We start from the raw sequence: 23,540 nt of genomic DNA on the forward strand, positions 1-23,540 counted from the left end.
GAGGCGGCATGAAACGGACAAAGGATGAACGCAGGATTGTGTGTGTCGGCGGAGGAACAGGGCTTTCCACATTACTTAGGGGATTAAAGCTTTACGCGGCGGATATTACGGCAATTGTGACCGTAGCCGATAATGGCGGCAGTTCCGGGCAGCTCCGCCGGGAAATGGGGATTTTGCCGCCGGGCGATATCCGTAACTGTGTGCTGGCACTGGCGGAAATAGAGCCTTTAATGGAAAAAGTGTATCAGTACCGCTTTTCCGAGGGCAGTTTAAAGGGACAGAATTTGGGCAATTTGATTATTGCCGCTTTAACCGATATCAGCGGCGGCAGCTTTGAAAAAGCGGTGGAGCAGTTGAGTGATATTTTGGCGGTGAAAGGCAAGGTTTTGCCGGTTACCGATGAAAAAATAGAACTGATGGCTACTTACTCGGATGGTACGCGCATTTTCGGGGAAGAGGAAATTGTTTATCAAAACAAGGTTTCCCGCAAAAAGATTCAGACCATCGAAATGCTGCCCAAGCCCCCGCAGGCCAACCGTAAAGCGGTGCGGGCGCTGGAGGATGCGGAGTTGATTGTGCTTGGACCGGGCAGCCTGTATACCAGTATTATTCCCAATTTATTGGTGAAAGGAATCCCGGAAGCGATTCGCGGGTCGAAAGCGAAAGTGATATATATCGGCAATCTGATGACGCAGCCGGGGGAAACGGATTTTTTTGCGCTGTCTGATCATGTCGGTGCGATTGAGCGGATTTTGGGCAAGAATGTGATTGATGTGATTGCGATTGACGGCAATAGCCAGCTGCCGGAGAATCTCAGCTTTTATGAAGCGGATGATTCCTATCCGGTCAGAAATGATTTACAGGACTCGACCGAATATAAGGTTGTCAGCGGCAATTTGTGTGTGGCTGACGGTGATTATATCCGGCATGATCCGAAAAATCTGGCTAAGTTCGTTTTGGGCATTACCTAAACTTTCCTATGTTTGACAGAACAGTCTTTTTTAGGCTCGTTGCATGGGTAAGAACGGAATGCGATTTGCGCAGCAAATTGCGAGAGTGGACCCATGCACCCGCTCTTTGAGCGGGATAGAGCCAAAAAAGACTATAGGAAAGTTGAGGTTATTTTGAAGATGTCTTTTTCAGGGCAAGTTAAGCGGGAGCTGGCGGCGCTGGGCAAAATGCCCCGGCACTGTGCGCTGGCGGAATTAACCGGTTTTTTGTATTTTGGGGCGGACAGCCGGTCCGGGCAGATTCGCTTTCGGACGGAAAACCTGGCGGCGGCTGGACGGGTTGGTGAGTTGACAGAAAGATTGCTGCGCTTTCGGCCGGAGGTCAGGCTTCGGCTCAGCCGGCACGGTCGGCGAATTTATGACAGCTATGTCATCCGGCAGCACCGGCTGCTCCTTGATATTTGCGGCTATCAGCCGCAGCCGGTGTTTACGTTTAAGCAGGCTTGCTGTAAGCGGGCATTTTTGCGGGGAGCGTTTTTGGCGGCCGGTTCGGTCAGCAGTCCCGAAAAGACCTATCATTTGGAATTTATGACTAAAAATACGATGCTGGCAGAGCAATTAATCGTTTTAATGCGGGAATTTGAAATTGACGCAAAAATAATTAGACGAAAGAACCTGCCTGTGGTATATTTAAAAGAAGGAGAGCAAATTGTTCGCCTGTTAAATGTTATGTCGGCGCATTCGGCGCTGATGGAGCTGGAAAATCTGCGGATTGTTAAGGATATGCGCAATTCCGTCAACCGGATTGTGAATTGTGAAACAGCCAATTTAAACAAGACAGCGCAGGCGGCCTGGCAGCAGCAGGCAGCGATTAATTTAATTGAGGAAACGGTTGGTCTGGATTTTTTAAACGAGAGTTTACAGGAAATTGCCATTTTGCGCAAAGCCAATATGGAGGCCAGTTTAAAGGAATTGGGAGAAATGCTTTCTCCTCCCATCGGCCGGTCGGGCGTGAATCATCGGTTGCAGCGGATCATGGAAATCGCCGAAGACATCAAAGAAAGAAGGGAGAACTTGAAACATGACGAAGAAGACGATAGAGATCAAAATTGATTTGGAGGCCAGACAGGTGGCGTTGTTTGTGCAAATGGCCAATCAGTTTTCCAGTAAAGTGTATATGCAGTTGAAAAACTTGAAAGTAAATGCCAAGAGTATTATGGGAATGATGTCGGTCGGAGCGATTGTCGGCGACCGGCTGGAGCTTTCGGCGGACGGCGCCGATGAGGCGGAAGCAATTCCCGCTTTGGAAAGTTTTCTGTTGGGAAGGGAATAGGCATGAGCAATTCGATTATTTTTGCAACCAGGAATCAGAAAAAAGTAGAAGAGCTGAACGCGATTCTGGCCGGCAGCGGTTTGAACATTATTTCCATGGAAGCAGCCGGAATTTACACCGATGTGAAAGAGGACGGTCATTCTTTTGAAGAAAATGCCATTAAAAAAGCATCGACCATTTCGCGGCTGACCGGAGCGACGGTGTTGGCGGATGATTCGGGGCTGGAAGTTGATTATTTAAACGGTGCACCGGGAATTCATTCCGCCCGTTTTGGCGGCCGGGATACTTCCTATATTGTAAAAAATAAATTGATTTTGGATTGTTTGAAGGACGCGGAAGGCAGTGAGCGCAAAGCCCGCTTTGTCTGCGTGATTGCGTTGTGTTTCCCCAACGGCGAAACGGAAGTGCGCCGGGGAGTAATGGAGGGCTATATTGCCGACCGGCAGATGGGGAAAAACGGTTTTGGCTATGATCCGATTTTCTTTTTGCCGGAATACGGTCAAACATCAGCGCAGTTGCCGCCGGAGGTGAAGAATCAAATCAGTCACCGGGCGCAGGCGCTGAATGAGATGAAAGAGTTTTTATTGACAATTTATAACTGCTAATTCACATCCACTCGTAATTCATTGTCAGAATTACGGTTGGTTTGCCCTGTAACGGAGTCAGCAGACAGATGAGCCTGATGCGGCCGGAAAGCTTGCTTTTAAGGGGTATATGAAATATAAATAGTTATATGCTTATCGTTTAGACAAGGAGATGGCAGGTTTGATAGAATGGAAAGTTTACTTTCAAAAGAAATATCAAGCCTGCCTATTTATTTTTGCACAATGGAAGGAAACCGGCAGACTGGTTTGACAGGCCGGAAAGTTTGTGCTTTTATAGGAATCATAACATGAAAATCAGGAAAAAAGATATTTTGTTATTGCTGGTGCTTTTGGGGCTGGCGGGAATCGGCATGGGGCTTTTGCAGCTGCGGCCGGCGGCGGATCGGGTAGTGGTTAAACAGGACGGTAAGGTAATCGGCAGCTACCTGCTGGCGCAGGATCGAGAAATTTTACTGGACAATGATTGGGGCCGAAATAAAATTCGGATCAAGGGCGGACAGGTTTCGGTGACGGAGGCCGACTGCCCGGATCAGATTTGCGTCCGGCACCGGCCGGTCAGCCGCGATCAGGAAACCATTGTCTGCCTGCCGCACCGGCTGGTGGTGGAAGTCATTCGGGCCGGGGGAAAAGGGGTGGATATGATTGCAGACTAAACAAAGATTTACACGGATGGCGCTCTTTGTTGCGCTGGCTATGATTTTTAGTTATCTTGAATTCTTGCTGCCGCTGCCCGTTCCGTTTCCGGGAATTAAACTGGGATTAGCTAATTTGGCGATTGTGGTACCCCTTTATTTATGGGGGCTTTTTCCGGCGCTGGCGATTTCCCTGCTGCGGATTGCTTTGGTCGGGATTACCTTTGGGAGTCTGGCGACGATTTTATATAGTTTATTTGGAGCACTTCTCAGCTTAGCGGTGATGGCGGGGCTGAAAAAATGGAATGTTTTTTCCGTGACCGGGGTCAGTATGGCAGGCGGGGTTTGTCATAATATCGGTCAGCTCGCGGCGGCAGCGCTGATTGTGGAAAACATCAGACTCTTTTATTATCTGCCGGTGCTGCTGGCGGCCGGTGCGCTGACCGGCTTTGCCATCGGGGCGGTATCGGCGCAGGTTTTAAAGCGGCTGCCAACTCTTTAGTTACTATGTTTGCAAATGAAAAGCTTCCAAAGAAGCGAAAAAGATAAGGAATTGTCGGTGTGGTCTTCGGATTGCAGCGGCTTCTGTTTGTTTTTCTTGGGAACCTTGATAACCTTATTACCTTTCATCAGCGTAAGCGGTGGTTGTCAATTCAAACTGGATAATGACCGCATGACCAAATCCACATCTTTGTTTTCCAGTTCTTTGATAATGTGGAGATATGTTTTTTGAGTGGTGGTCATACTGGAATGTCCTAATCTCTGAGCGACACTTACTATTGATACTCCGGCAAATAAAAGCAGAGATGCGTGTGTATGCCTAAGTCCGTGAATAGAAATAATAGGTATGTCAACACTTTTGCAATGTCTGGATAGGATGTCGTTTGCTGTAGAATTGTAGATATTACCCGAAACAAAAATAGGTTCATCTTTAGGCAGGTTTTTCACAAGTGTTGAGAACTGAATTATGAGTTGCCAATCTATTTGAATTTTTCTGATTGATGACTGATTTTTTGTTGGCATAAAACCATAACCACTTTTATAATCCCAAGTTTTATTGATTGATAATGATTGCTTAGAAAAATCATTCGGTGTAATGGCTAAAGCCTCCGAAAACCTCATTCCTGTTTTAGCTACTAATAAGATAAACCAATCCTAATTAAGATCTTGACTTGGTATTTCAAAGATCAGGGAGTGAAACAAAATAGCAAGAGCAATATCCCTACTTTAGAAGAATATGAGAGAGGAGATTTTTTATGAGCGATTTAAAGGAAACCATCATTGACGGTATTTGAACAAATTATAAAACTCGAAATAAAAAGGCGGAAATCCACCTGATTTTTTTATCTATTCTTGATTCGTTTATCGATTTATGATAAAATAAACTCGAAATAAAAAGGTGGAAATCCACCTAAATTATTCTTGCGAGGTAGTTATATGATCATTAAACGAGATTATTATCTAAAGAAAATTATAGATAAAAGAGAAAATGGTAGGATAAAGATTATTACAGGGATAAGAAGATGTGGGAAATCATATCTGTTATTTAATTTGTACCAAGAGTACCTATTGTCTAAAGGCGTCAAAGAAAATCAAATTATATCAATTGCACTTGATGAAATAGATAATCTTGAATATAGGAATCCATTCAGATTGAACGAGTACATCAAGGAAAAAACTAAAAACAGAGATCAAATATACTACATTTTCATTGATGAAATTCAATTATCTGTGGCTGTAAGCAATCCCTATATTGATAGCAAAGAAGAGAATGTAACTTTTGTTGATGTATTGCTCGGACTTATGAAACATAGCAATTTGGACATTTATGTAACAGGCAGTAATTCTAAAATGCTCTCATCTGATGTGCTGACACAGTTTAGAGATCGTGGTGATGAGATACATGTAAATCCTCTATCATTTGCAGAAGCTTACGATTTGTATGAAAAGAAAGAGCAGGCTTTTGAGAATTATACCGTATATGGAGGTATGCCATATATCTATAGTTTAAAAAGTGATGAGGAAAAGAATCAATACTTGAAGGACTTATTTAGGGAAACATATATAAAGGATATTCTTGAAAGAAATAACATACAAAATGAGAAGGAGGTACTTGAATTACTGCTTGACTTCACATCTTCCGCCATTGGTTCACTAACTAATCCGACTAAACTTTCAAGAAGATTTTTGTCAGAGAAGCAGATAAAAATATCTTCCAATACAATTTCCAAATATCTTAGTTTCTTTGAAGAGGCATATGTTATATACCATGCCAACAGATATGATGTTAAGGGTTCAAGATATTTCTCAACGCCACTAAAATATTACTTTGCAGATGTAGGTCTTAGAAATGCAAGATTAAATTTTAGGCAAGTAGAAGACACACATATTATGGAAAACATCATCTATAACGACTTGCTTCGTAGAGGATATAATATAGATGTTGGTGTGGTTGAGCACGATTTTAAGAAAGATGGAAACAGAAGAAAGGTTCAGCTTGAGGTTGATTTTGTTATAAACAAAGGGCATCAAAGGTACTATATTCAATCAGCTTTAAATGTAGACAGTACAGAGAAAAGAGAGCAAGAAACGGCATCACTTAAGAAAATAGATGATTCATTTAAAAAGATTGTGATTGTAAGGAAGCAGATTATTCCCAGACATGATAATGCTGGTATTTTATACATTGGAGTAGAGGATTTTTTGCTTAATGAATCAATCATAGATTTATAAAAATATTTTGTGTCATTTGCTTGACACGAGAGGGTTCCGCCTCACTGCTTATTAACATCAGCGTAAGCTGGAAAAGCTGCAAAATATCAAGAAATCTATGCTGGAAAAGATGTTTGTTTAGGAGGAAATGCGAAAATGGACAAGTTGATCTTATTGATTCCGATGCCAATCGTGTAACTAAGGTGTTCAGTACACTTTTTAAGGGGTGATGATTATGAGAGCCTATTCAAATGATTATTTGAATGATGTGGTGGAAAATCAGGGAAAACTCTTTGACTTCGTTGCTCAAAATTTCTCCGATAAGGACACCGATGACTTTATTAAAACCTATATGCAAAGCAAAACAAGAAAAAGCATTGATGAAGCGAAAGCTTATGTCAATACCATGAGTGCTAAAGAGTTGTGGGATGAAAGATCCCGACAGGTTTGATAAAACAAAATGGAAAGGGAAAAATTTGCTTGGATATACCCTTATGATGGTGCGGGAACGCTTGTAATTCACTCTTACTTGGGAACAGCGTAAGCTGCGCCCTTATGGTTCTCGCATTTTAGAAGAATCCAAAATCTCTCCTGTTTTTTCGCTGACACGATCTTTTTGCGTAAGTGGCAAACTCGGGATGAAAAAAATAAAACAGATTTTTTTGTTACATTTTAACAGAACTTGTGGTATACTGTTGCGGTGTCGGTCGCTCCGCCGGCACAAAAAATATTTTTGAAACGGAAGGAGGACCGTAGAACCTGAAAGGAGCAAACAATATTTAGACATTAGAAAAAGAGGAAGATTATGAAAATAGAAAGATTTTTGGCATTTATTCTTTTGATAGGGCTATTCTTGTGTAATCTGACACACATAATACAAAAAAACCATTTCATCCGAAAAAAAACGTAAAAAAAAGAAAAACCCCGAAAAAAGGCTAAAAATCAACGAAATTCAAATGTGAAAAAACGAAAAACAACCGAAAAATCAAAAAGGAGCTGTCAGAAAAAAATCGGACAAGCTCCTTTCAAAATTATCAAAAAATCGTAGTATTAAAATTTCATTCAAAAATCATTCTAAAAACGTTCAAACACCATTAAAATAAGCATTTTAAAGAAACGGCAAAATTATTCAAATCTTAAAAAACCGTTCAAATCTATCCAAATTCCCAAGAATTCTCACGGAAATTCCCAAAAAGCAGGATAAGAAAATAAAAAACCGTTCAAAACCCATTCAAATAGGTATTTTACAACTTTACTAAGTTTACCAAAAGCCAAAAATTACTGCGGACACTGCGGACATTTTTTAAGCAACTGCGGACATCGTGGCCGTCAGGCTATTTTAGCGGGATTGCTGGCAATATGTTCAAAAATTGAAAGGACAACTTTCTTTCCTTTATGATTTAAAAAAATTAGGCTTTAAAGAATCAATGATGCGACCTAAACATCTACTATTTTCATTCAAAGGAATATTATCAAATTCAGGGTTTAAAGAGATCAATTCATTTTTTCCTAATTTTTTCACAAAAACTTCATCATCAACGCAGAAAATTCCAATTTCGCCAAGGTCTACGGAGCTGGAAGATTGAACCAATAGGATATCATTATTAGAAAATTTAGGTTCCATACTTGAACCGGAAACCCTTACAGCATAATCAACCTTTTTGTATTCGATAATATCAGGTATAGATAAAGTATCGGCAGCAGAATCATCAAAAAGCAACTGACCAGTACCGGCACTTACAGCATTTAAATAATATTCGACATCTCTGGTTTCTTCTTTGATAATTTCGGATTTTGAGGCTTGTTTAACAAATAGATCAAGCAGTGTTTGAACAGCTTCTTTGTTTTCAGCAGAAATCATTTTATAATCAGAAAGAATTTTTAATTCTTCTAAATTATAGGAAGCGGAATATTTTCCGCTGGCCAACCAATCGAGAGAAAGATTTAAATAATTTGCAATCAAAATAATCTTATCGACGGATGGAGATTTTAATCTACCTTTTTTCCAGTCAGTAAGAAAACTCGTATTGATCTTTAAAGCAGTTAAAAGTTCTTTTTCTGTAATTCCTTTGTTTTTTAGGGTTTCGAGAATACGTTCTAAAATTAAATCATTTTGATAATCCACACAGACCTCCTGAAATAAGAAATATCTAACTATTCTATTGACAAATACGAAAAATCGTATTATTATATATATGCGGCAATAAATATTCCCAATAAAAGAAAAGAAATGTTTTTTATAGTATATCATAAAATTCAATATTGGAAAGGAAAAATATATGAAAAATAATAAAACAACATTTTATGGAAAAAAGGTAAAGCAAAGGCTGATTGAATTAGATATGACGCAAAGGGAATTGGCGCAAAAAGTGAAAATGAATGAGAATTACATTACTCAAATCTTAACTGGAAGAAAAGGTGGATACAAATACCGCCAAAGAATCAATGAAATCTTATGGCCAGCCGAAGAACTGGAATCTGTAATTTAAGAAGGAGAATGGGAAAGAAATGAAAAAAGAAGAAATACTAAAAGAAATTAAAGAATTAAAAGAAATAAAAGAAATGTTGGAGATGGATGTGGAAGAATGGGCGAAGATTTACGGGGAAAAATTCGGTCACAAAATAGAAGAAAAGGATGTTTACCCGTACCGAACGGGGGTTGCAATATCAACTTTAAACTATATTTTAGAAAAACACTCTATAAGAGGTAGCAAATGAACGAAATCGTTGAAAGTTTAAATGACATTAAACAGCTTTTAAATGATATTAAAACACTTTTAGAAGAACAAAGACCGACTACCAAAAAAGAGTCAGCTGTAAAAAAGGGAGCACTGGATGCGCTCTTTCGGGCGTATACAGAAGATGAAACGCTTTTGCAAAGTTTGTTTGACTTTGCGGATATGAGAAAAAAAGCACGTTCTCCGCTCACGGTTCGGGCGGCAGAAATGCAGCTGCGAAAGCTTGATGAGATAGCTAAGACAACAAAGGATAAGATTGTGTTAGTTGAGCAAAGCACAATGAATGGCTGGAAAAGCATTTATCCTCTGTCAGAAAAGTTTAAGTCAGCCGGAACGGTCAAACAAACAACGTTTAATAACTATCAGCAACGAGAAGAAGATTATGCTGAAATAGAACGCAAGATTATGGAACAAAGAATTAAAAGAAGGGAGGTGTGATGATTGCTGACCGTAAAGGAAGTAGCAGAATTAATGGATTGCTCCGTAAGGACAGTAAGAAGAAAAATTGCAGAACATAGTCTTATAGCCATGGAGCAGAAAAATAAAAAAAATGGGCAAACCGAATATCTTATAAGATTAGAAGATCTGCCGGAGAACGTGCAAAGAAAATATTTAAAACAAGAAGAATTATTTTTACCGGAAGCAAAGGATTCTGCTCATTACGGCAAGGGGTTAAAGGAAGAAAAAAAGAGTTTTTCGGATTTTAATGAAAGGGAGCGAGAAGAAATCCGGGAATGGATTGAAATCTTAAAGCAATGGCAGACCGAACGGGCACTATATCACAACAAAACCGAAGCAGATAAAAATATTATTGCAGCCATTAATGCGGAACTCTTTCGTAGAGGGAGTAACCTTACGGTCAGCAGTAGCGTGCTGTATCGAAAATTTTTCTTTTACCGCAACGGTGATTATGAAGGGCTACTGGATAAGCGGGGTGGTTGGAACAAAGGAAATTCTTCGATGCCGGCTGAAGTATGGGATGCGTTTTTGTTTTACTATCTCGATGAAAGACAACCGGCACTGGCGAAGGTCTACAAGGACACATTTCAATGGACAAAAGAGTTTTATCCGCATTTTTTGGAAGTTATGCCCAGCGAGCGTACCTTTCGCCGGAAGTTAGAAAAAGAAGTGCCGTTAGCAGTCCAGACTTATTTGCGCCAAGGCGCGAAAGCACTGGACGACGAGTGCCTGCCCTATATTGAACGAGCCTATGACGAATTGCAGGTCAATGATGTCTGGGTAACCGATAACCACACACTGGATATTATCAGTACTTATGATAATGGGAAAAAAGACAATCATCGCATGTATTTAACGGCCTTTTGGGATGCGAAGTCCGGGATTTTAACCGGCTGGAATATTACCAATGATCCCAGCATTAACTCCACGCTTTTTGCCCTGCGGCATGGGATTAAGCGCTGCGGTGTACCGAAAGTAATCTACGCCGACAACGGTAGCGAGTTTATGAGTTATGACTTTGGCGGCCGGGGAAAACGGAGTCAAAAACCGGAGAATGAAATCGAATACGCTCTTACCATTCTTGGCCGGATGGGGATTGAAATTCGGACGGCAAAGGTCAAAAATGCCAGAGCAAAACCGGTAGAGCGATTTTTTCTTAGTTTTAAAGAGCATATCAGCAAATTATTTTCCACTTACACTGGCGGCAACATTACCGAGCGACCGGAGAGCCTGAAAAGCCAGCTCAAAAAAGGGAATATTCCAACGGATTCCAAACTTCGGGATGACTTGGCGCTTTTAATCGAAAAAGAAAATTGCGAGCCTTATGGCGGCGCAGAAAAGCGGAAATATCAAGGCATGACCAAAATAGAGGTATTTAATGAGGGGTTAAAACACATAAAGCAAGTATTAATGACAGAGGATGACCTTGACCTTTTTCTGCTTCGCGGGAAAAAGCAGAAAGTTGGCAGAAAAGGGGTATTCGTGGAGATTGCAAAAGAAAAAATCTATTTTATGGCAGCGGATTCTTGGCTGCACTTTGGCAGAGAAGTTCTTGTCCGGTATGATCCGACGGATTTATCCAGCGTTCGCATTTACGACATGGAAGACAGATATATGGCGACATGGGAAGTGGAACGAACGTTGCTCTTAAACTTCCTTGAAAGCGACACGGATAGACTGGCCGAAGCAAACGAAAAGTTAGCAAGTGTTAGAAAATCAGTGAAACAGTATGCCAAAGATATGTTTGCGAATATGCGGTCAGATACCAAGATTGATATTTTGGATCTGCAAATCCGAAAAGCGCACCGATTGACCGAGGGAACGCTGATCGAGCAAAGTAATCTGGTAGAAGTAAGGCGCTTTGAAGAAAAGCAGCTTTGTCAGGCAACGGGAACAGAAGCGGCGGTCGTCATTGATATTGACCGGATGAACCGGAACGGAGAAAGGAGAAAAGGCAGATAAGAATCCGTTTTTACAAGAAAAATCGTAATATAGCCTTATGCTGTTGATTGCATAACAAAGATAGGAGGTCATTATGGAAAGAGAACAAAAAGAACATCTATTAAAAGAGTTTGATAAGCTGGCTCAAAAAGTAGGAAGTCAAGCCAAAGCATGTAGACTGGTCGGCATTTCTCCCAGCATCATGACGCCGCTAAGGAAAGGTGAGTACGGCGGGGCGGAAGAAAAGCAGTATGAGATTTTGGCGAATTACTTTCAGATCAAGGAAGAAGCCAAGGCCGGACGGCAGGCGGAAACCTATGTGCCAACTTCCATTTCCGAAAGCGTTTATGCCTATATTCGGAATGCTCAGATTAAAGGCGGGCTCTTAGCCATTTCGGGGGCAGCCGGAATCGGAAAGACCAGAGCCATCCGCAAGTATGCGGCAGAAAGCCAAGGGACTTGCCTTTGGATTACCGCTAATCCCTGTTTAAATACCGTTAAACCAATATTAAAAAAGCTTTGTAAGGAGCTCAATATTGCCAATGTACGAACCAATGATGATATGTACATGGCAATTTTGGAAAAGCTTCGGGATGGCATGGTACTTGTATTTGACGAAGCCCAGCATTTGTCCCTCAAGGTGATTGAAACGCTCCGCGGGTTTTCGGACTATTTTCTTGATAGAAACATGACACTTGGAATCGTGTTTGTGGGCAACAGCACAACGATAACAAGGTTCGGCGGCAGGCAAGATGCGGTGTTTGAACAAATCGCCAACCGAACCATTCAAAAGCCGGTTTTCCAAACTTCAGATATTCGCAAGAAAGACATTCAAATGCTTTACCCGGAGCTGACAGATGAAAAATCCATTGACTTTATGCTAAAAATTGCCCAGAGCCGGGAAGCCATCCGGGGAGCGAATAACTTGTTTAGCAATGCATACGACAATGAGAACATCAGCTATGAGGGCTTAGTGAGCATGGCCAAGCATATGCATATGATGATTTAGGAGGGTGTGAAATGAACTTTATATATGGAAAGAATTGTACATTAGGCTATGAAGATGAATATGGAAATCATCAGGAACAAGAACTAAAAAATGGGGAAAAGTATAAGATAACATTAGAGGCCGAAGCGGAATATGTTGAGTTTAAGGGTGATGATTTGATTTTTGAAGTAGCAGGAATAGAGGTCAGCATACCGATGACGCAAATTACTAAAATAGAGGAAAAATAGGAGATAGATGACAATGGATAGGGGAATGGTAAAGTTTGTATTTACAACGTTTTTAGGACTATTGTTGGCGCAATACGGATCAGAACTGGCATACCGGCAACGGGGATATCATGCGGTAGGTGGAGAAATCTTTATTCTGCCGGCCGTTTACTTGGCGCTTTATGGGATACCGGCGGCAGCGCGGAGCATAGGAGAGCTTTTGCTTGCGATAGAAAGAGAGGAAAAAGATGAAGCTAAACCGGAAGAAGTATCAGGAAATCAAAAAAATGGATCATGCCCAGATGGATCGGTATTTAGAGAGTGTGCGGGCAGAGGGCGAGAGAAAAGCAAGAGCCGCCTATCAAGAAGCGCTTGAGGGCGTACCGGGAATCGGGCAGATTCGGCGTGAGGGAGTCATTCAAAAAGCAGAGCAGATTTTAAAAGGAGAAGAAAAAAATGATGAATGAAAAGAAAATCAGTAAAACGGGAAGCATCACAATTCCCGGTCACCTTAGGCGAGAACTGGGGCTTACCGCAGGGGAAAAGGTAAAAATTGAGAAGGACGAAGCAGGAAATTTTTTCATTCAGCGAATAGAAGGAAGTTGTATTTTTTGCGGTACAAATGAAGATTTAACAAAAGTAAGGGGAAAATTCATTTGTGCCGGATGTGCGGAAGAAGTGATCAAGACAAAAGAGAAAGGAGAGAACCATGAAAAATAGAAAAGAACTTGTAGAAGAAGCCATTCGGCTGGATAAGGAAATTAAGGAGAGGACAGCCAAGTTAAATGAGGTAAAGGCGCACCTTCAGGCCGAAGGGCTTCGGGAGATGGAAAATAAAAATCTCCGTTTTTTCCAAATCTTTAGCGAAAGTGGAAGCTGCGAAATCGGGTATAAGCAAAAATTAGAGATTGATAATTACAGCCGGTTAGTGGGTGTCCTTGGCTCTATCGTCACGGAAAAAGTTACAAAGAAAGAAGAAGTCAAGTATGATCCGGATAAAAAGTTTAAAGATGCACTGATTGTCCTTTATTTAGGGGATTATGAAGATTGTGACTTAGAAAAACTTCTGCTTTCGGATTTGGGAGTTTCTGACGACAAGCAAAGGAAAATGCTGCTCAAAAAGCTAAAAGGCGAGTATGCAGCCGATAGCCGCCTTTTAAAAAGCGCAGGCGTTACTGCCCCGGCAGAAGAAGAACTGGACGCCATTCGGCGGCAGCGCAATTATGAACTGGTAACCAGGTTTTTTGATATCGAAAAAGTGGACAAAGAGGAACTGAAAAAAGCGATTTTTGTCGAGGATAGCTTATCACTGGGACTGACTTATGAAAAGTAGGGAATAATCATGGGAGCAATCACAAAAGAACAAATCGGCAAACTCTATGGCATGGCGGCTCGGGCAGGGCTTCTTGAGTCGGGAAATAAGGAAGATAATTTTCATCAAATCGTTTCCGGGCTTACCGGGAAAGATTCTGTAAAAAAACTGACAGAGGCCGAATATAAAAAAGTCCGGGGGCGGCTTTTGCAGGAGGTGGAAAATAAGAATGCATCTGGTCGGATGAGCAGCGGGCAGATAAAAAAGGCGTGGAGTTTGATGTATCAGATTATGGAGCATTCCCCAAGCGAGGAAGGGAAAACAGCTGGCGAGAGGATGTGCGGGGCAATGAAAAAGATTTTAAGCATGGATGCTGATGTAAAAAATCCGTTTTCGTGGGTATCCGCAGAGCAAGGGAACAAGTTAATTGAAATGTTAAAGCGATATTTGCAGGCGGCAAAGAAGAAACAAATACTGGAAACAAAATAAGAGGGAGGAGCTTGGCGTGCTGGATGAGCTGAAGATGGAAGATATTGCCGATGAGCAGCAAAAAGCCTTGGCAGAGCTGATTGGCATTGAAAACTACAAAAAGCTTGTAGAAGTCTACGGCGGCAGCAGCATATACGTCTACAAGCGAGATAGTTTTTTACGAACGTTAAGGGATAAAAAAATCAGAGAGGAATTTCGAGGCGATTATAAAGTGTTGGCGCAAAAATACAATTTAACGGAAGTAGCAATCCGAAAAATCGTAGATGAAAAGAACAGTCCCCTTCAAGGACAGATTGCCTTTGATTTTTAAACTCAATTTCTAAAGCGCTTTATTAGCGCAGTTTAGAGGAAAGCGTTATACTGATTGCAATGAGTATAACGCTTTTAAAATTCTAGGAGAAAGGAAAAAAGAAATGTTTGACGAAGCCACCATGCAGATCATTAAAGCAATTGCCGTTATGATCCCGGCTGTTGCCGCCATTGTTGGCGCGGTCGTCTCCTGGGTTTTTAACCGGACGATGAACCGCTTTGACGAAATGGAAAAACGGGTCAGCCAGCTGGAAAAGAACTGCAATGAGGAAGATATTAAAAATCTTCTCTTAAAAACTGAAAAACTGCAGGAAGAACTCAATGAGGTGCGCGTCAACTATATTCATAAACAAGATTTTATCCGGGAGATGGCTAAGATTGATAATAAAGTAGAAAAAATCTTGGATATCATCACGGAAATGGAAAGGAGAAGATGATGGACTTTGAGCAGGAAATCAGGCGTAAGCTGGAAGCGGAAAGCTTTGCCCGCAATAATGGCCGAATTATCCGAGTAGTCAATATCCTGGCGGGAGAATGGGTGGAACTGGAAGTGGTTCGGACAGCACTGGAGAATGACATGGCAGGATATGACTTTGACAAAAGCATGATTTTTTTAATCAAAAGCGGATATTTAGAATTAAGAAAGAAGCGAAGCAGAGAAAAGGCGAGCTGGGAAGATCGGCGCAGACAAGACTTAGAAGTTGCGCTTAGCGGTCAGGGAATGAAGCTGGCGGCGTATCGCATTACCGATGAAGCCGTAGAGGTGTAGTTATGGCAGGAAATCGAAAGCACTCCATTATAGATGGGCTTCCTGTGGACTTAAAAGAAGCGGTGGAGATGATGATTCGCAATGATTTTACCTATAAAGAAATCGTTGACTTCATAAGGCAAAGTGGATTTGATATTTCAATCGCCTCCGTCTGGCGGCATGCAAAAGGATTAAAGGCAAGCCTGCAATCCCTTCGTTTGGCACAAGAAAACTTTCGGGCAATTGCAGAGGAAATGGACAGATACCCTGATCTTGATACCACCGAGGGAATGGTGAGACTGCTTTCTCATTTGATGATGGAAAGGGTTCAGACATTAACCGCCGAGGAGCTGATGATTGTTTCGCCGGATAAGCTGCTGACTCAGATTAATAATCTTGTTCGGACGGCTGCCTATAAGAAAAATCTTGACCTGAAGAATCAAGACATTTTAGAAGCTGGGTATGAAAAGGTCAATAAAACGTTCTTTGATGCTCTTGCAAAAGAACGACCGGATTTATACGCACAGGTCAGCGACTTCTTAAATGAGAAAAAACAGGAGGAGAAGAAATGATTTATGTCCTTCAGGTTTTAACCGGAAAAGAAGAAGAGGTTTGGCGGGAACTAAAAAAGCGCAGTTATAAAGGATATGTGCCCAGGCAGGAAATCCCGCAGCGCCGGGGCGGTGCGGTTACCTTTAAAAAAGTCATTTATTTTCCGGGGTATGTGTTCTTGTCCTTAAAGGAACTAACGGATACCGACTACTACGCAATGCGAAAAGTCCCCTATGTGCTGCATTTTTTGCCGAGAGAAAAGCCAGAACCGATATCGAAAGAAGAAGCTGCCTATATTCGGCTGCTTAGTCGGCCGCAGGATGTTACGGCAAGGAAAGAGGCGGACGGCACTTGGCAGATAAATATTGAGGAACTGGCGCCTTATGTCGATAAGGTGCTACACCGGTCAGGGACAGTACGGCTGAGGCTGCCGTTTCAAGGGGAGACGGTTACTGCCCTTCTGCCCTGCCAGATCATAAAAAGCATCTAAGAAACCATCTTCGTTGATTCGCTCCGAAGAAAATGCCTTAGGGATCAAAAAAGAAAAGCCGGAAATGGGTCTCTCCTTTCCGGTCAAAACCATGCAAAAAAATGGTTCAAGATAGGATATCAAAAAATGCGTTCAAAAGCGTTCAAAATGCGTTCAAATTTTTTTCAAATGCCTTGCAGGTAGAACAGACCGCATAGAGCATTTTTTTGAAAGAAACGCAAATTAGGCGGGGTGAATTTTTGGGAAGGAGGAAAAGATGAAAAACAAAGTAAGAGAAAAGTCTGTTAAAAGGCTTTTAAAAGACTTTTTGGAGCATGAAGTAGATGAAGTCTGCCAAGATGAAAAAGAATATGACATACTTCAGAGAAAGCTACTCGAAGAATATCTTGCAAAAGATAATAGTCCAGAAAGAATAAAACTTTATGCCGAGTACATTGCTGGAAAGCCTATTTTCGGCTCAGACGGGATTCGAAAAAAGTTAGCTGCTATTGATCTCTCTTACTTTGGAAGAGCATACTTTCCGCACTTTTTCAGCAGAAAATCACCGAAGTTTCATGAGGAATTAGATGATATCTGGGAAAATGGAGTTTTAAAAAATATAAATCCAATCAGAAACGCAAAAGAAGTTAATAAAAAGCAAGGCGTTAAAAGAGTGGTGGCGGCACCTCGTGGTCATGCCAAATCGACCAATCTGACCTTTAAAGATGTGCTTCATGCGGTTTTATATGCCTATAAGCATTTTATAGTCATTATTTCAGATACTTACGACCAAAGCAAAGGCTTTCTGGAAGCGATTAAGGAAGAAATCGAAGAAAATGAAGCGATTCTTACGGACTTTGGAAGTCTTTCTGGAAAAATCTGGCGGGAAGATGTGATTGTAACAAAATCAAAAATTAAGGTGCAAGCCAAGGGCGCAGCACAAAAAATGCGTGGTTTAAAGCATAAACAGTGGCGGCCGGACTTGATTGTATTAGATGATACCGAAAACGATGAACTGGTAAGAACGGCAGAGCAAAGAAAGAAACTGAAAGACTGGTACTATAAGGCAGTTAGTAAAGCTGGAGATAGTTATACAGACTTTATTTTCATTGGCACGATGCTCCATTATGATAGCTTACTGGCGGATGTGCTAAAAAATGCAGCCTATCAGAGCATGAAATATCAAGCAGTGGAAAGTTTTTCGGCTTCTCCGCTTTGGGATACATGGGAAACGATATACACAAATCTGTCGGATAAGGACAGAGAACGGAAAGCAAACGAATTCTTTGAAAAGAATAAATCAGAAATGCTGGCAGGCACAAAGGTTCTTTGGGAAGAAAAGCTTCCCTACGTGGAACTAATGAAAATCAAAGTTTCCGAAGGTGAGGCGGCATTTTTTTCAGAGCTGCAAAATGAACCGATCAATCCAGAAGATTGTTTATTCAATGAAGAATGGTTTGAGTACTTTAATCCGCTTGATTTCGACTTTCGAGAGGCAAAGTATTGGTTTTATGCTTTTGTTGATCCGTCACTGGGGAAAACAAAAAAAAGCGACTACAGTGCAATTGTTACTTTGGTGCTGGACACGGAAACTGGCTATATGTATGTCTTAGATGCAGATATCGAAAGAAGACATCCAGATAAAATTATTATGGACACGCTTAATAAAGCGGTCTGGATTTGGAAAGAGTTCGGCAAGAAGTATAAAGATTTTGGTGCAGAAACCAACCAATTCCAGTGGTTCTTAAAAGAAGCGCTGGCAAAGGAAAGCGCAAGATGTGGAATCTATTTGCCAATTACAGAGGTGCAGCAATCATCGGATAAAACCATGCGTGTGCAAACTTTGCAGCCAGATATTAAAAACAAATATATTAAGTTCCAAGCAAAGCAAAAGCTACTACTGGAGCAGTTAAAATATTTCCCGATGGCGGCACACGATGATGGGCCAGATGCATTAGAAGGCGTAAGGACACTGGCAACCAAACGCAAAAGAAAGAACCGACTGCTTGACATTCGTAAATTTGGCTTATTTTAAAGAAAGGAGGCTATATGTATCGCACCGAAGAAGAAATCAGTGAAAAATTGATTATAAAGATGATTAACCGCTATGAAAGAGACTACGGCAAGCGCTTTTTAAAGCTGCAACAGTATTATGAAAATGACACTGCGATTTTAAGCAGAGCCTCCATCTCAGATGGAAAAATTAATAATAAATTGGCAAATGCCTATTCTGGCTATATTACGGATATGGCAACGGGTTATTTTATTGGAAAGCCGGTAACTTATTCCGCAACAAACAATGACTTTATGAAAGAAATACAGGATTTGCTGGATTATACGGATGAGCAAGAGCATAATCTGGAAGTTGCCAAACAGACATCGATTAAAGGGCGCTGCTTTGAAATCGTGTATTTAGATGCCAAAGACTTTGATAAAAACAAGCGCCCAAGGCTTAGAGTTGCAAAAGTACAAGCAGAACAGATGCTATGTGTGTATGACTATGCCTTATCACCGGAAATCCGTTTTGCGATTCGTTGGTATGATTATGAAACAGGCGAAAAGAAAATCCGAAAGATAGAAGTCTACACAGCATCAGAAATACGATATTATACTAAAAATGGCAGTTCTCTATTACTGGAAGATACCGTACAACATTTCTTTGGAATGGTTCCGGTAATTGAATTTTGGAATAACGAAGAAAAACAAGGAGATTTTGAGAAAGTCATCACTTTGATTGATGCGTATGACAAAGCCGGATCAGATAGTATGAATAATTTAGAGTACTTTGCCAATTGTTATATGTATCTCATCGGGATGGACGAAACCGACGAATCAGACATTGAGAAAATGCGAAAGTTAAGGGTTTTACTTCTAAAAGAAAAAGGAGAAGCCGGATTTTTGCAAAAACAAAGTAATTTTGAGGAAACGAAGTATATTTCGGAGCGATTGGACAATGATATTCATAAGTTTTCCATGGTTCCGAATTTATCCGATGAAAATTTTGCAGGGAATTCATCGGGAATTGCTATGCTGTATAAACTCTTAGGACTGGAACAGCTTGCGGTTAAGAAAGAAAGAAAATTTAAAAAAAGCTTGCAAAGGCGGCTGGAAATCATTTGCCGGTATCTAAACTTTCTGGGAAACAACTATGACTGGCGGGATATTGATATTAAGTTTCAACGAAATCTCCCGGTCAATGACAAAGAAAATGTAGAAATTGTTACAATGCTACAAAACATTGTTTCCAAGCAGACAGCCCTTTCACACTTAAAAATCATTGACAATGTGCAGACGGAGCTGGAAAAAATCGAAGAAGAAAAAGCAGCGTATGTTGATCTGGATGGAGTTTCTTATGAATCTACCGAATGAGTTTAAACGCTTAGCGATGGAGTTTGAAAAAGCAGTACAAGGGCAGCAAAAGGAGCTGATTGTCAGATATAGAAAAGCATTAGAAGAAGCAAGAAATCTGTTGCGAAAACAATTTGACCGCTACGAAAAGGACGGAAAGCTAAGCGACAAGTCCTTTCCGCACAGTGCCAAGCGGAAAATGCTGTCAGCTATGGATAAGCTGCTTTCTAAGCTGTATGAGAATAATAAGCAGCAAACCGAGGATTTTCTTATGCAAGTGGGAATGAAAGCGGAGAAGAATACCTTTCATATTGTTTTTCAGGCGGCAAACAGCAATAAAAAAGCCGTTCCATTTCAGATTAAGCTTTTAGGCGATGACGGTAAGACTTTAAATGCCATTCAAAAGCCATTAAATATTAATGAAATTGTGAACGAAAAAATGAAAGGCTTTCACTGGGCAGAGAGGTTGGGAAAGCATCGGAATGATATCATTCACTCGGTGAATAAGACTTTGTCGGATGGACTGGCAAAAGGCAAGACGTATAAGGAATTAAGCGATAGCTTAAAAAATGAGCTGGGCACTGATGTGGGAAAGCCGATGACAATTATCCGAACCGAGGGAGCAAGGGTATATGCAAACACACAGCAAAAAACCCTAGATAAGTTTGATAAAGCGGGACTTGCTATGGTAAAGACTTGGCGAACAGTCAAGGATGAGAGAGTTCGAGGGATGAAAGCAATCGACAAAGTGAGCCATATCAAGATGGAAGGACAGACGGTCGGGTATAAAGAAGACTTTACTTTGCCGGAGGGGAGAAAAGCAAAAGCTCCGCACCTGACCGGATATGCCGAACATGATATCAATTGTCGGTGCTTTCAGGCGATAGATTTGGAGGAGGAAAGAAAAGGACTTAGTTCGGGAAAGTACGAAGCCGACAATTCCGGTCAAGACGGCATTATCACCAAGATAGAGGATATTGACTATAACGATAGAGAGCAGATTGATAAGCTGTTTTCGGATTTTGCCAAAGAAAGTAAGGACTGGGATATTGAAAAGGCTATTGTTATAGCGGAGAATAACAAAGCCTATTATATCGACGGTATTTCGGCAAATGTCAATATCACTACAATCGGAGTGGATAACTTAAAAAATGCAATTGTAATTCACAACCATCCACCGGGGAGTGGGGTTGGAGATTGCTTTAGTGAACAGGACATTCAAGGACTATATCAGTATCAATTAAAAGAAATGCAATTGACTTGCGACCTTGGACGGTTTAAAATGAGCTATAAAGATCAATTATCAGGTTCAGAAGTTCTTGAAGCTTATCAGGAAGCTACGTTTGCCTATGGAGATAAAGCGAGAAATAAAGAAATACCAGAAAAATTATCCGATTATAGGCAATATCATATTATGAACGAATTAAAGGAAAGTATAGGTATTACTTTTGAGGAGGTGAAGGAATGACATATAAAGAAGAGTCGGATGAGCTAATAAAATGGTATGCGGAGGAAAACAGGAAAATTAGTGAAAAAATGAGAGAGCATCCTGTACCGGGTTTAGATCATCCACTTGAGGTGGAGGTTAAAGCACTGCATCAGGTTTGGTTAAAGAAGTTAAAGGAATTGCAGAAAAAATACGGAATCGAATAAAATAACAATAAGGAGCTTACAAGAGTAGGCTTCTTTTATATTGCATAAAAATGACCAGGAAAGGAAGAAAGTAATGGATCAGGAAAATCAAAACACAGAGGTAACGACCGAGGAAACGAAGGAAACCAAAGACACCAATGAAACAAAAGCAACCGGTGCAGAAAACAAGCAGCTGGCTCAGGAAGAAAAAAACACCGCCAAAACTTTTACGGAAAAAGAAGTTGAGGAAATGAAAGCAGCTTGGGAAAATGAAAAGGTAGAAAATGAGCGGCTTTCCAAACTTTCCAAAGAAGAAAGAGCCGCCGAGGAGCAAAAGAAGAAAGCAGCTGAGCTGGAAGAAAGAGAAAAAGTATTGCTGCAAAAAGAAAGAGCAGCAGATGTTAAGGATGAGCTGCTTAAGAATCATATTCCATCGGCCTTTGCCGGATATTTTACAAATCTTTCCGAAACCAAAGAAGAAATGACCGCTAATATTAAGGAGTTTGGGAAAGCATTCCGTGAAGCTGTGCAAGAGGAAGTCAATAAGAGAATTCAAGGCATAACCATGAAAACCGGGGATACCGGTTCTGAAAAAGCAAGTGCCGGCAAGGGATATGCGGAAAAGAGAAATGAAGTAGCTAGACCCGCAAACAATCCGTGGGCATAAGAAAGGGGAATGATTATGAAAGTAGAACAAACAACAATTTTACGGGAAACTGTTAATTTTTTAAAAAGTGAAAAGTTTATTTCCGCATCGGGGGCTGTACCGCAAAGCAAAGGAGTAGCCTTTGAGGGGCGAAAGATTGTTAAGGCAGGTACCATCTTGCCAAGCAATGATGCACAGGCAAAGGGAATTTTACTGGAAGATGTAGATGTAACTGCTGGAGATGGATTTGGAGCATTTTTAATTTCCGGCATTGTCTTAGCAGGCCGCTTGCCGGAAGTGCCGCAAGAAACTGCGAAAACCGCATTAAAAGAAATTAAGTTCATGTAAGGAGAGGAGAAGAATATGGGATTATTTAAGTTTGAAGAAGTGTTTTCAGCCGCAGTACTATTGGATTATTTAAAAGAAAGGAAGTTCCCGGAGTTTTTGGGATTAACTCTCTTTCCGGAGAAAAAAATTGAAGAAATTGACCTTGAATATATCAAAGGCGGTAGCCACTTGCCGGTTTCAGCTTCGGTGCATGCCTTTAATTCAGAAAGTGAAATTGCTTCCAGAGATGCCCTCGAGGCGGTCAAAGAACGGCTTGCGCTGGTCAAAAGAAAAATCCGAATGGATGAGGAGCTTTTAATTAAGCTGCAAACGCCTCGAACCAATAAGGAGTTTGAAAAAGCCAAGGAACAGGTTTTTAATGATGTCGATACCATGGTGCTGGCAGTCTTAACCAGAGCAGAAGCAATGCGGATGGAAGTGTTGACTACCGGAAAATTGGCAGTGAATGAAAATGGCGTGAATGTAACACTTGACTATGGTGTACCAAGCGATGCGCTGAAAACCAATGCCGGAAACTCCGCCTGGACACATGCCGACTCTGATCCGCTAAAAGATATTTACGACTGGACAGACAGTGTAATCGCCAGAACCGGTGTGATTCCGACCCGTGCCTTAACGAGTAGTTCGGTACTTTCCTTGCTGCTTCGGCATGATAAGGTGCGGAAGAATATTTTCGGGAATACCAATAAGCTGGTAACCAAGGCAGAATTAAATGCATTTTTAGAGCAGCAAGGGCTTCCAAAGTTTGCTTCCTATGATGCGAAGTACCGCAAAGAGCAGGCGAATGGAACTTATCAGACATTACGATTTTTTGACGCCAATAAAGTAGTGCTGATGCCGGACGGCTTCCTTGGCGAAACGGTGTACGGCTTAACGGCGGAAGAAATTGAGCTTGCCGGAACGGGCGTTGATACCGAGCAAGTCGGAAATGTGCTGGCAATGATCTATCGGACGGCTGACCCGGTGGCGAGATGGACAAAGGCAGTGGCAACGGTGCTGCCGAGTTTCCCGGAAGCGGAAAACATCTTGATTGCAAAGGTGAAATAAGGCTTTAAAATTCTGTAAAAAACTGTTATAGTAGTAAAGTATATATAATAGTTTT

At 41.2% G+C, this 23,540-nt stretch carries 30 protein-coding genes and 3 pseudogenes; 31 read left to right on the forward strand and 2 right to left on the reverse strand.

Features of this window, described 5'->3' with window-relative positions; all coding sequences use genetic code 11:
• Positions 1–8: 8 nt before the first annotated feature.
• The 6 genes from C3V36_07050 (at position 9) to C3V36_07075 (ending at position 4,022) form a co-directional block, all read left to right on the forward strand.
• Positions 9–971 carry a hypothetical protein gene (locus C3V36_07050; GenBank protein ID AVM69018.1) on the forward strand — a complete coding sequence of 321 codons (963 nt, stop codon included), beginning with the start codon at positions 9–11 and terminating at the stop codon, positions 969–971.
• A gap of 93 nt (positions 972–1,064) precedes the next feature.
• Positions 1,065–2,063 carry a DNA-binding protein WhiA gene (whiA, locus tag C3V36_07055; protein AVM69019.1) on the forward strand — a complete coding sequence of 333 codons (999 nt, stop codon included), beginning with the start codon at positions 1,065–1,067 and terminating at the stop codon, positions 2,061–2,063.
• Positions 2,032–2,283, forward strand: coding sequence for an HPr family phosphocarrier protein (locus C3V36_07060; GenBank protein ID AVM69020.1), 252 nt, complete (start codon positions 2,032–2,034; stop codon positions 2,281–2,283). The genes whiA and C3V36_07060 overlap by 32 nt, the downstream gene beginning before the upstream one ends.
• 2 nt (positions 2,284–2,285) lie before the next feature.
• Positions 2,286–2,888 (forward strand): non-canonical purine NTP pyrophosphatase, encoded by a 603-nt coding sequence (locus C3V36_07065; GenBank protein AVM69021.1) that lies wholly within the window; start codon positions 2,286–2,288, stop codon positions 2,886–2,888.
• Between the two features lie 287 nt (positions 2,889–3,175).
• A complete protein-coding gene (locus C3V36_07070; GenBank protein AVM69022.1) occupies positions 3,176–3,541 on the forward strand; it encodes a hypothetical protein in 366 nt (121 codons plus the stop codon).
• A gap of 16 nt (positions 3,542–3,557) precedes the next feature.
• Positions 3,558–4,022, forward strand: a complete 465-nt coding sequence (locus C3V36_07075) for a heptaprenyl diphosphate synthase (protein ID AVM70474.1) — start codon at positions 3,558–3,560, stop codon at positions 4,020–4,022.
• Positions 4,023–4,168: 146 nt separating this feature from the next.
• On the opposite strand, the pseudogene C3V36_07080 reads toward C3V36_07075, so the two are convergent.
• Positions 4,169–4,687: pseudogene (locus tag C3V36_07080) on the reverse strand (site-specific integrase).
• A 270-nt stretch (positions 4,688–4,957) separates the two neighbouring features.
• Here C3V36_07080 and C3V36_07085 point away from each other — a divergent pair.
• The 3 genes and pseudogenes from C3V36_07085 (at position 4,958) to C3V36_07095 (ending at position 6,750) form a co-directional block, all read left to right on the forward strand.
• On the forward strand, positions 4,958–6,253 hold the full coding sequence (locus C3V36_07085; protein ID AVM69023.1) for an ATPase: 1,296 nt from the start codon (positions 4,958–4,960) through the stop codon (positions 6,251–6,253).
• A 208-nt stretch (positions 6,254–6,461) separates the two neighbouring features.
• Positions 6,462–6,659 (forward strand): annotated as a pseudogene (locus C3V36_07090) (hypothetical protein).
• A 1-nt stretch (position 6,660) separates the two neighbouring features.
• Positions 6,661–6,750: pseudogene (locus tag C3V36_07095) on the forward strand (DUF1768 domain-containing protein).
• 875 nt (positions 6,751–7,625) lie between these two features.
• On the opposite strand, the gene C3V36_07100 reads toward C3V36_07095, so the two are convergent.
• On the reverse strand, positions 7,626–8,483 hold the full coding sequence (locus C3V36_07100) for a hypothetical protein (GenBank protein AVM69024.1): 858 nt from the start codon (positions 8,481–8,483) through the stop codon (positions 7,626–7,628).
• A 28-nt stretch (positions 8,484–8,511) separates the two neighbouring features.
• Here C3V36_07100 and C3V36_07105 point away from each other — a divergent pair, with 28 nt between their 5' ends.
• The 22 genes from C3V36_07105 to C3V36_07210 all read left to right on the forward strand — a co-directional run bounded on the left by C3V36_07105 (position 8,512) and on the right by C3V36_07210 (position 23,485).
• Positions 8,512–8,721, forward strand: a complete 210-nt coding sequence (locus C3V36_07105) for a transcriptional regulator (GenBank protein ID AVM69025.1) — start codon at positions 8,512–8,514, stop codon at positions 8,719–8,721.
• Between the two features lie 19 nt (positions 8,722–8,740).
• Entirely contained in the window at positions 8,741–8,950 is a 210-nt protein-coding gene (locus C3V36_07110; protein ID AVM69026.1) for a hypothetical protein, read from the forward strand.
• Positions 8,947–9,408: a hypothetical protein gene (locus tag C3V36_07115; GenBank protein AVM69027.1), complete on the forward strand. Its 462-nt coding sequence runs from the start codon at positions 8,947–8,949 to the stop codon at positions 9,406–9,408. The genes C3V36_07110 and C3V36_07115 overlap by 4 nt, the downstream gene beginning before the upstream one ends.
• 33 nt (positions 9,409–9,441) lie before the next feature.
• A complete protein-coding gene (locus C3V36_07120; GenBank protein AVM70475.1) occupies positions 9,442–11,391 on the forward strand; it encodes an integrase in 1,950 nt (649 codons plus the stop codon).
• 73 nt (positions 11,392–11,464) lie between these two features.
• Positions 11,465–12,379: an AAA family ATPase gene (locus C3V36_07125; GenBank protein AVM69028.1), complete on the forward strand. Its 915-nt coding sequence runs from the start codon at positions 11,465–11,467 to the stop codon at positions 12,377–12,379.
• Positions 12,380–12,390: 11 nt separating this feature from the next.
• Entirely contained in the window at positions 12,391–12,606 is a 216-nt protein-coding gene (locus C3V36_07130; GenBank protein AVM69029.1) for a hypothetical protein, read from the forward strand.
• A gap of 227 nt (positions 12,607–12,833) precedes the next feature.
• The gene (locus C3V36_07135) at positions 12,834–13,052 is read left to right on the forward strand and encodes a hypothetical protein (GenBank protein AVM69030.1); all 219 of its coding nucleotides are present in this window, start codon (positions 12,834–12,836) and stop codon (positions 13,050–13,052) included.
• Positions 13,042–13,305, forward strand: a complete 264-nt coding sequence (locus C3V36_07140) for an AbrB family transcriptional regulator (GenBank protein ID AVM69031.1) — start codon at positions 13,042–13,044, stop codon at positions 13,303–13,305. Before C3V36_07135 ends, C3V36_07140 begins: the two co-directional genes overlap by 11 nt.
• Positions 13,295–13,918: a hypothetical protein gene (locus C3V36_07145; GenBank protein AVM69032.1), complete on the forward strand. Its 624-nt coding sequence runs from the start codon at positions 13,295–13,297 to the stop codon at positions 13,916–13,918. The genes C3V36_07140 and C3V36_07145 overlap by 11 nt, the downstream gene beginning before the upstream one ends.
• A gap of 9 nt (positions 13,919–13,927) precedes the next feature.
• Positions 13,928–14,386, forward strand: a complete 459-nt coding sequence (locus C3V36_07150) for a hypothetical protein (protein AVM69033.1) — start codon at positions 13,928–13,930, stop codon at positions 14,384–14,386.
• A gap of 34 nt (positions 14,387–14,420) precedes the next feature.
• Entirely contained in the window at positions 14,421–14,696 is a 276-nt protein-coding gene (locus C3V36_07155; protein ID AVM70476.1) for a DNA-binding protein, read from the forward strand.
• Positions 14,697–14,799: 103 nt separating this feature from the next.
• Positions 14,800–15,132: a hypothetical protein gene (locus C3V36_07160; GenBank protein AVM69034.1), complete on the forward strand. Its 333-nt coding sequence runs from the start codon at positions 14,800–14,802 to the stop codon at positions 15,130–15,132.
• Positions 15,132–15,464 carry a hypothetical protein gene (locus C3V36_07165; GenBank protein ID AVM69035.1) on the forward strand — a complete coding sequence of 111 codons (333 nt, stop codon included), beginning with the start codon at positions 15,132–15,134 and terminating at the stop codon, positions 15,462–15,464. Before C3V36_07160 ends, C3V36_07165 begins: the two co-directional genes overlap by 1 nt.
• Positions 15,465–15,466: 2 nt before the next feature.
• The gene (locus C3V36_07170; protein ID AVM69036.1) at positions 15,467–16,015 is read left to right on the forward strand and encodes a hypothetical protein; all 549 of its coding nucleotides are present in this window, start codon (positions 15,467–15,469) and stop codon (positions 16,013–16,015) included.
• Positions 16,012–16,485, forward strand: coding sequence for a hypothetical protein (locus C3V36_07175; protein AVM69037.1), 474 nt, complete (start codon positions 16,012–16,014; stop codon positions 16,483–16,485). Before C3V36_07170 ends, C3V36_07175 begins: the two co-directional genes overlap by 4 nt.
• A 256-nt stretch (positions 16,486–16,741) precedes the next feature.
• The gene (locus C3V36_07180; GenBank protein AVM69038.1) at positions 16,742–18,499 is read left to right on the forward strand and encodes a hypothetical protein; all 1,758 of its coding nucleotides are present in this window, start codon (positions 16,742–16,744) and stop codon (positions 18,497–18,499) included.
• A gap of 14 nt (positions 18,500–18,513) precedes the next feature.
• Positions 18,514–19,833: a phage portal protein gene (locus C3V36_07185; GenBank protein ID AVM69039.1), complete on the forward strand. Its 1,320-nt coding sequence runs from the start codon at positions 18,514–18,516 to the stop codon at positions 19,831–19,833.
• On the forward strand, positions 19,748–21,280 hold the full coding sequence (locus tag C3V36_07190; protein AVM69040.1) for a hypothetical protein: 1,533 nt from the start codon (positions 19,748–19,750) through the stop codon (positions 21,278–21,280). Before C3V36_07185 ends, C3V36_07190 begins: the two co-directional genes overlap by 86 nt.
• Positions 21,277–21,465 (forward strand): hypothetical protein, encoded by a 189-nt coding sequence (locus C3V36_07195; GenBank protein ID AVM69041.1) that lies wholly within the window; start codon positions 21,277–21,279, stop codon positions 21,463–21,465. The genes C3V36_07190 and C3V36_07195 overlap by 4 nt, the downstream gene beginning before the upstream one ends.
• A 73-nt stretch (positions 21,466–21,538) precedes the next feature.
• On the forward strand, positions 21,539–22,111 hold the full coding sequence (locus C3V36_07200) for a hypothetical protein (protein ID AVM69042.1): 573 nt from the start codon (positions 21,539–21,541) through the stop codon (positions 22,109–22,111).
• A 15-nt stretch (positions 22,112–22,126) separates the two neighbouring features.
• Entirely contained in the window at positions 22,127–22,438 is a 312-nt protein-coding gene (locus tag C3V36_07205; GenBank protein ID AVM69043.1) for a hypothetical protein, read from the forward strand.
• 15 nt (positions 22,439–22,453) lie between these two features.
• Entirely contained in the window at positions 22,454–23,485 is a 1,032-nt protein-coding gene (locus C3V36_07210) for a capsid protein (protein AVM69044.1), read from the forward strand.
• Positions 23,486–23,540: the final 55 nt, after the last annotated feature.

The organism is Lachnospiraceae bacterium oral taxon 500 (assembly GCA_002999035.1).
Taxonomy (GTDB): Bacteria; Bacillota; Clostridia; order Lachnospirales; family Vallitaleaceae; genus W11650.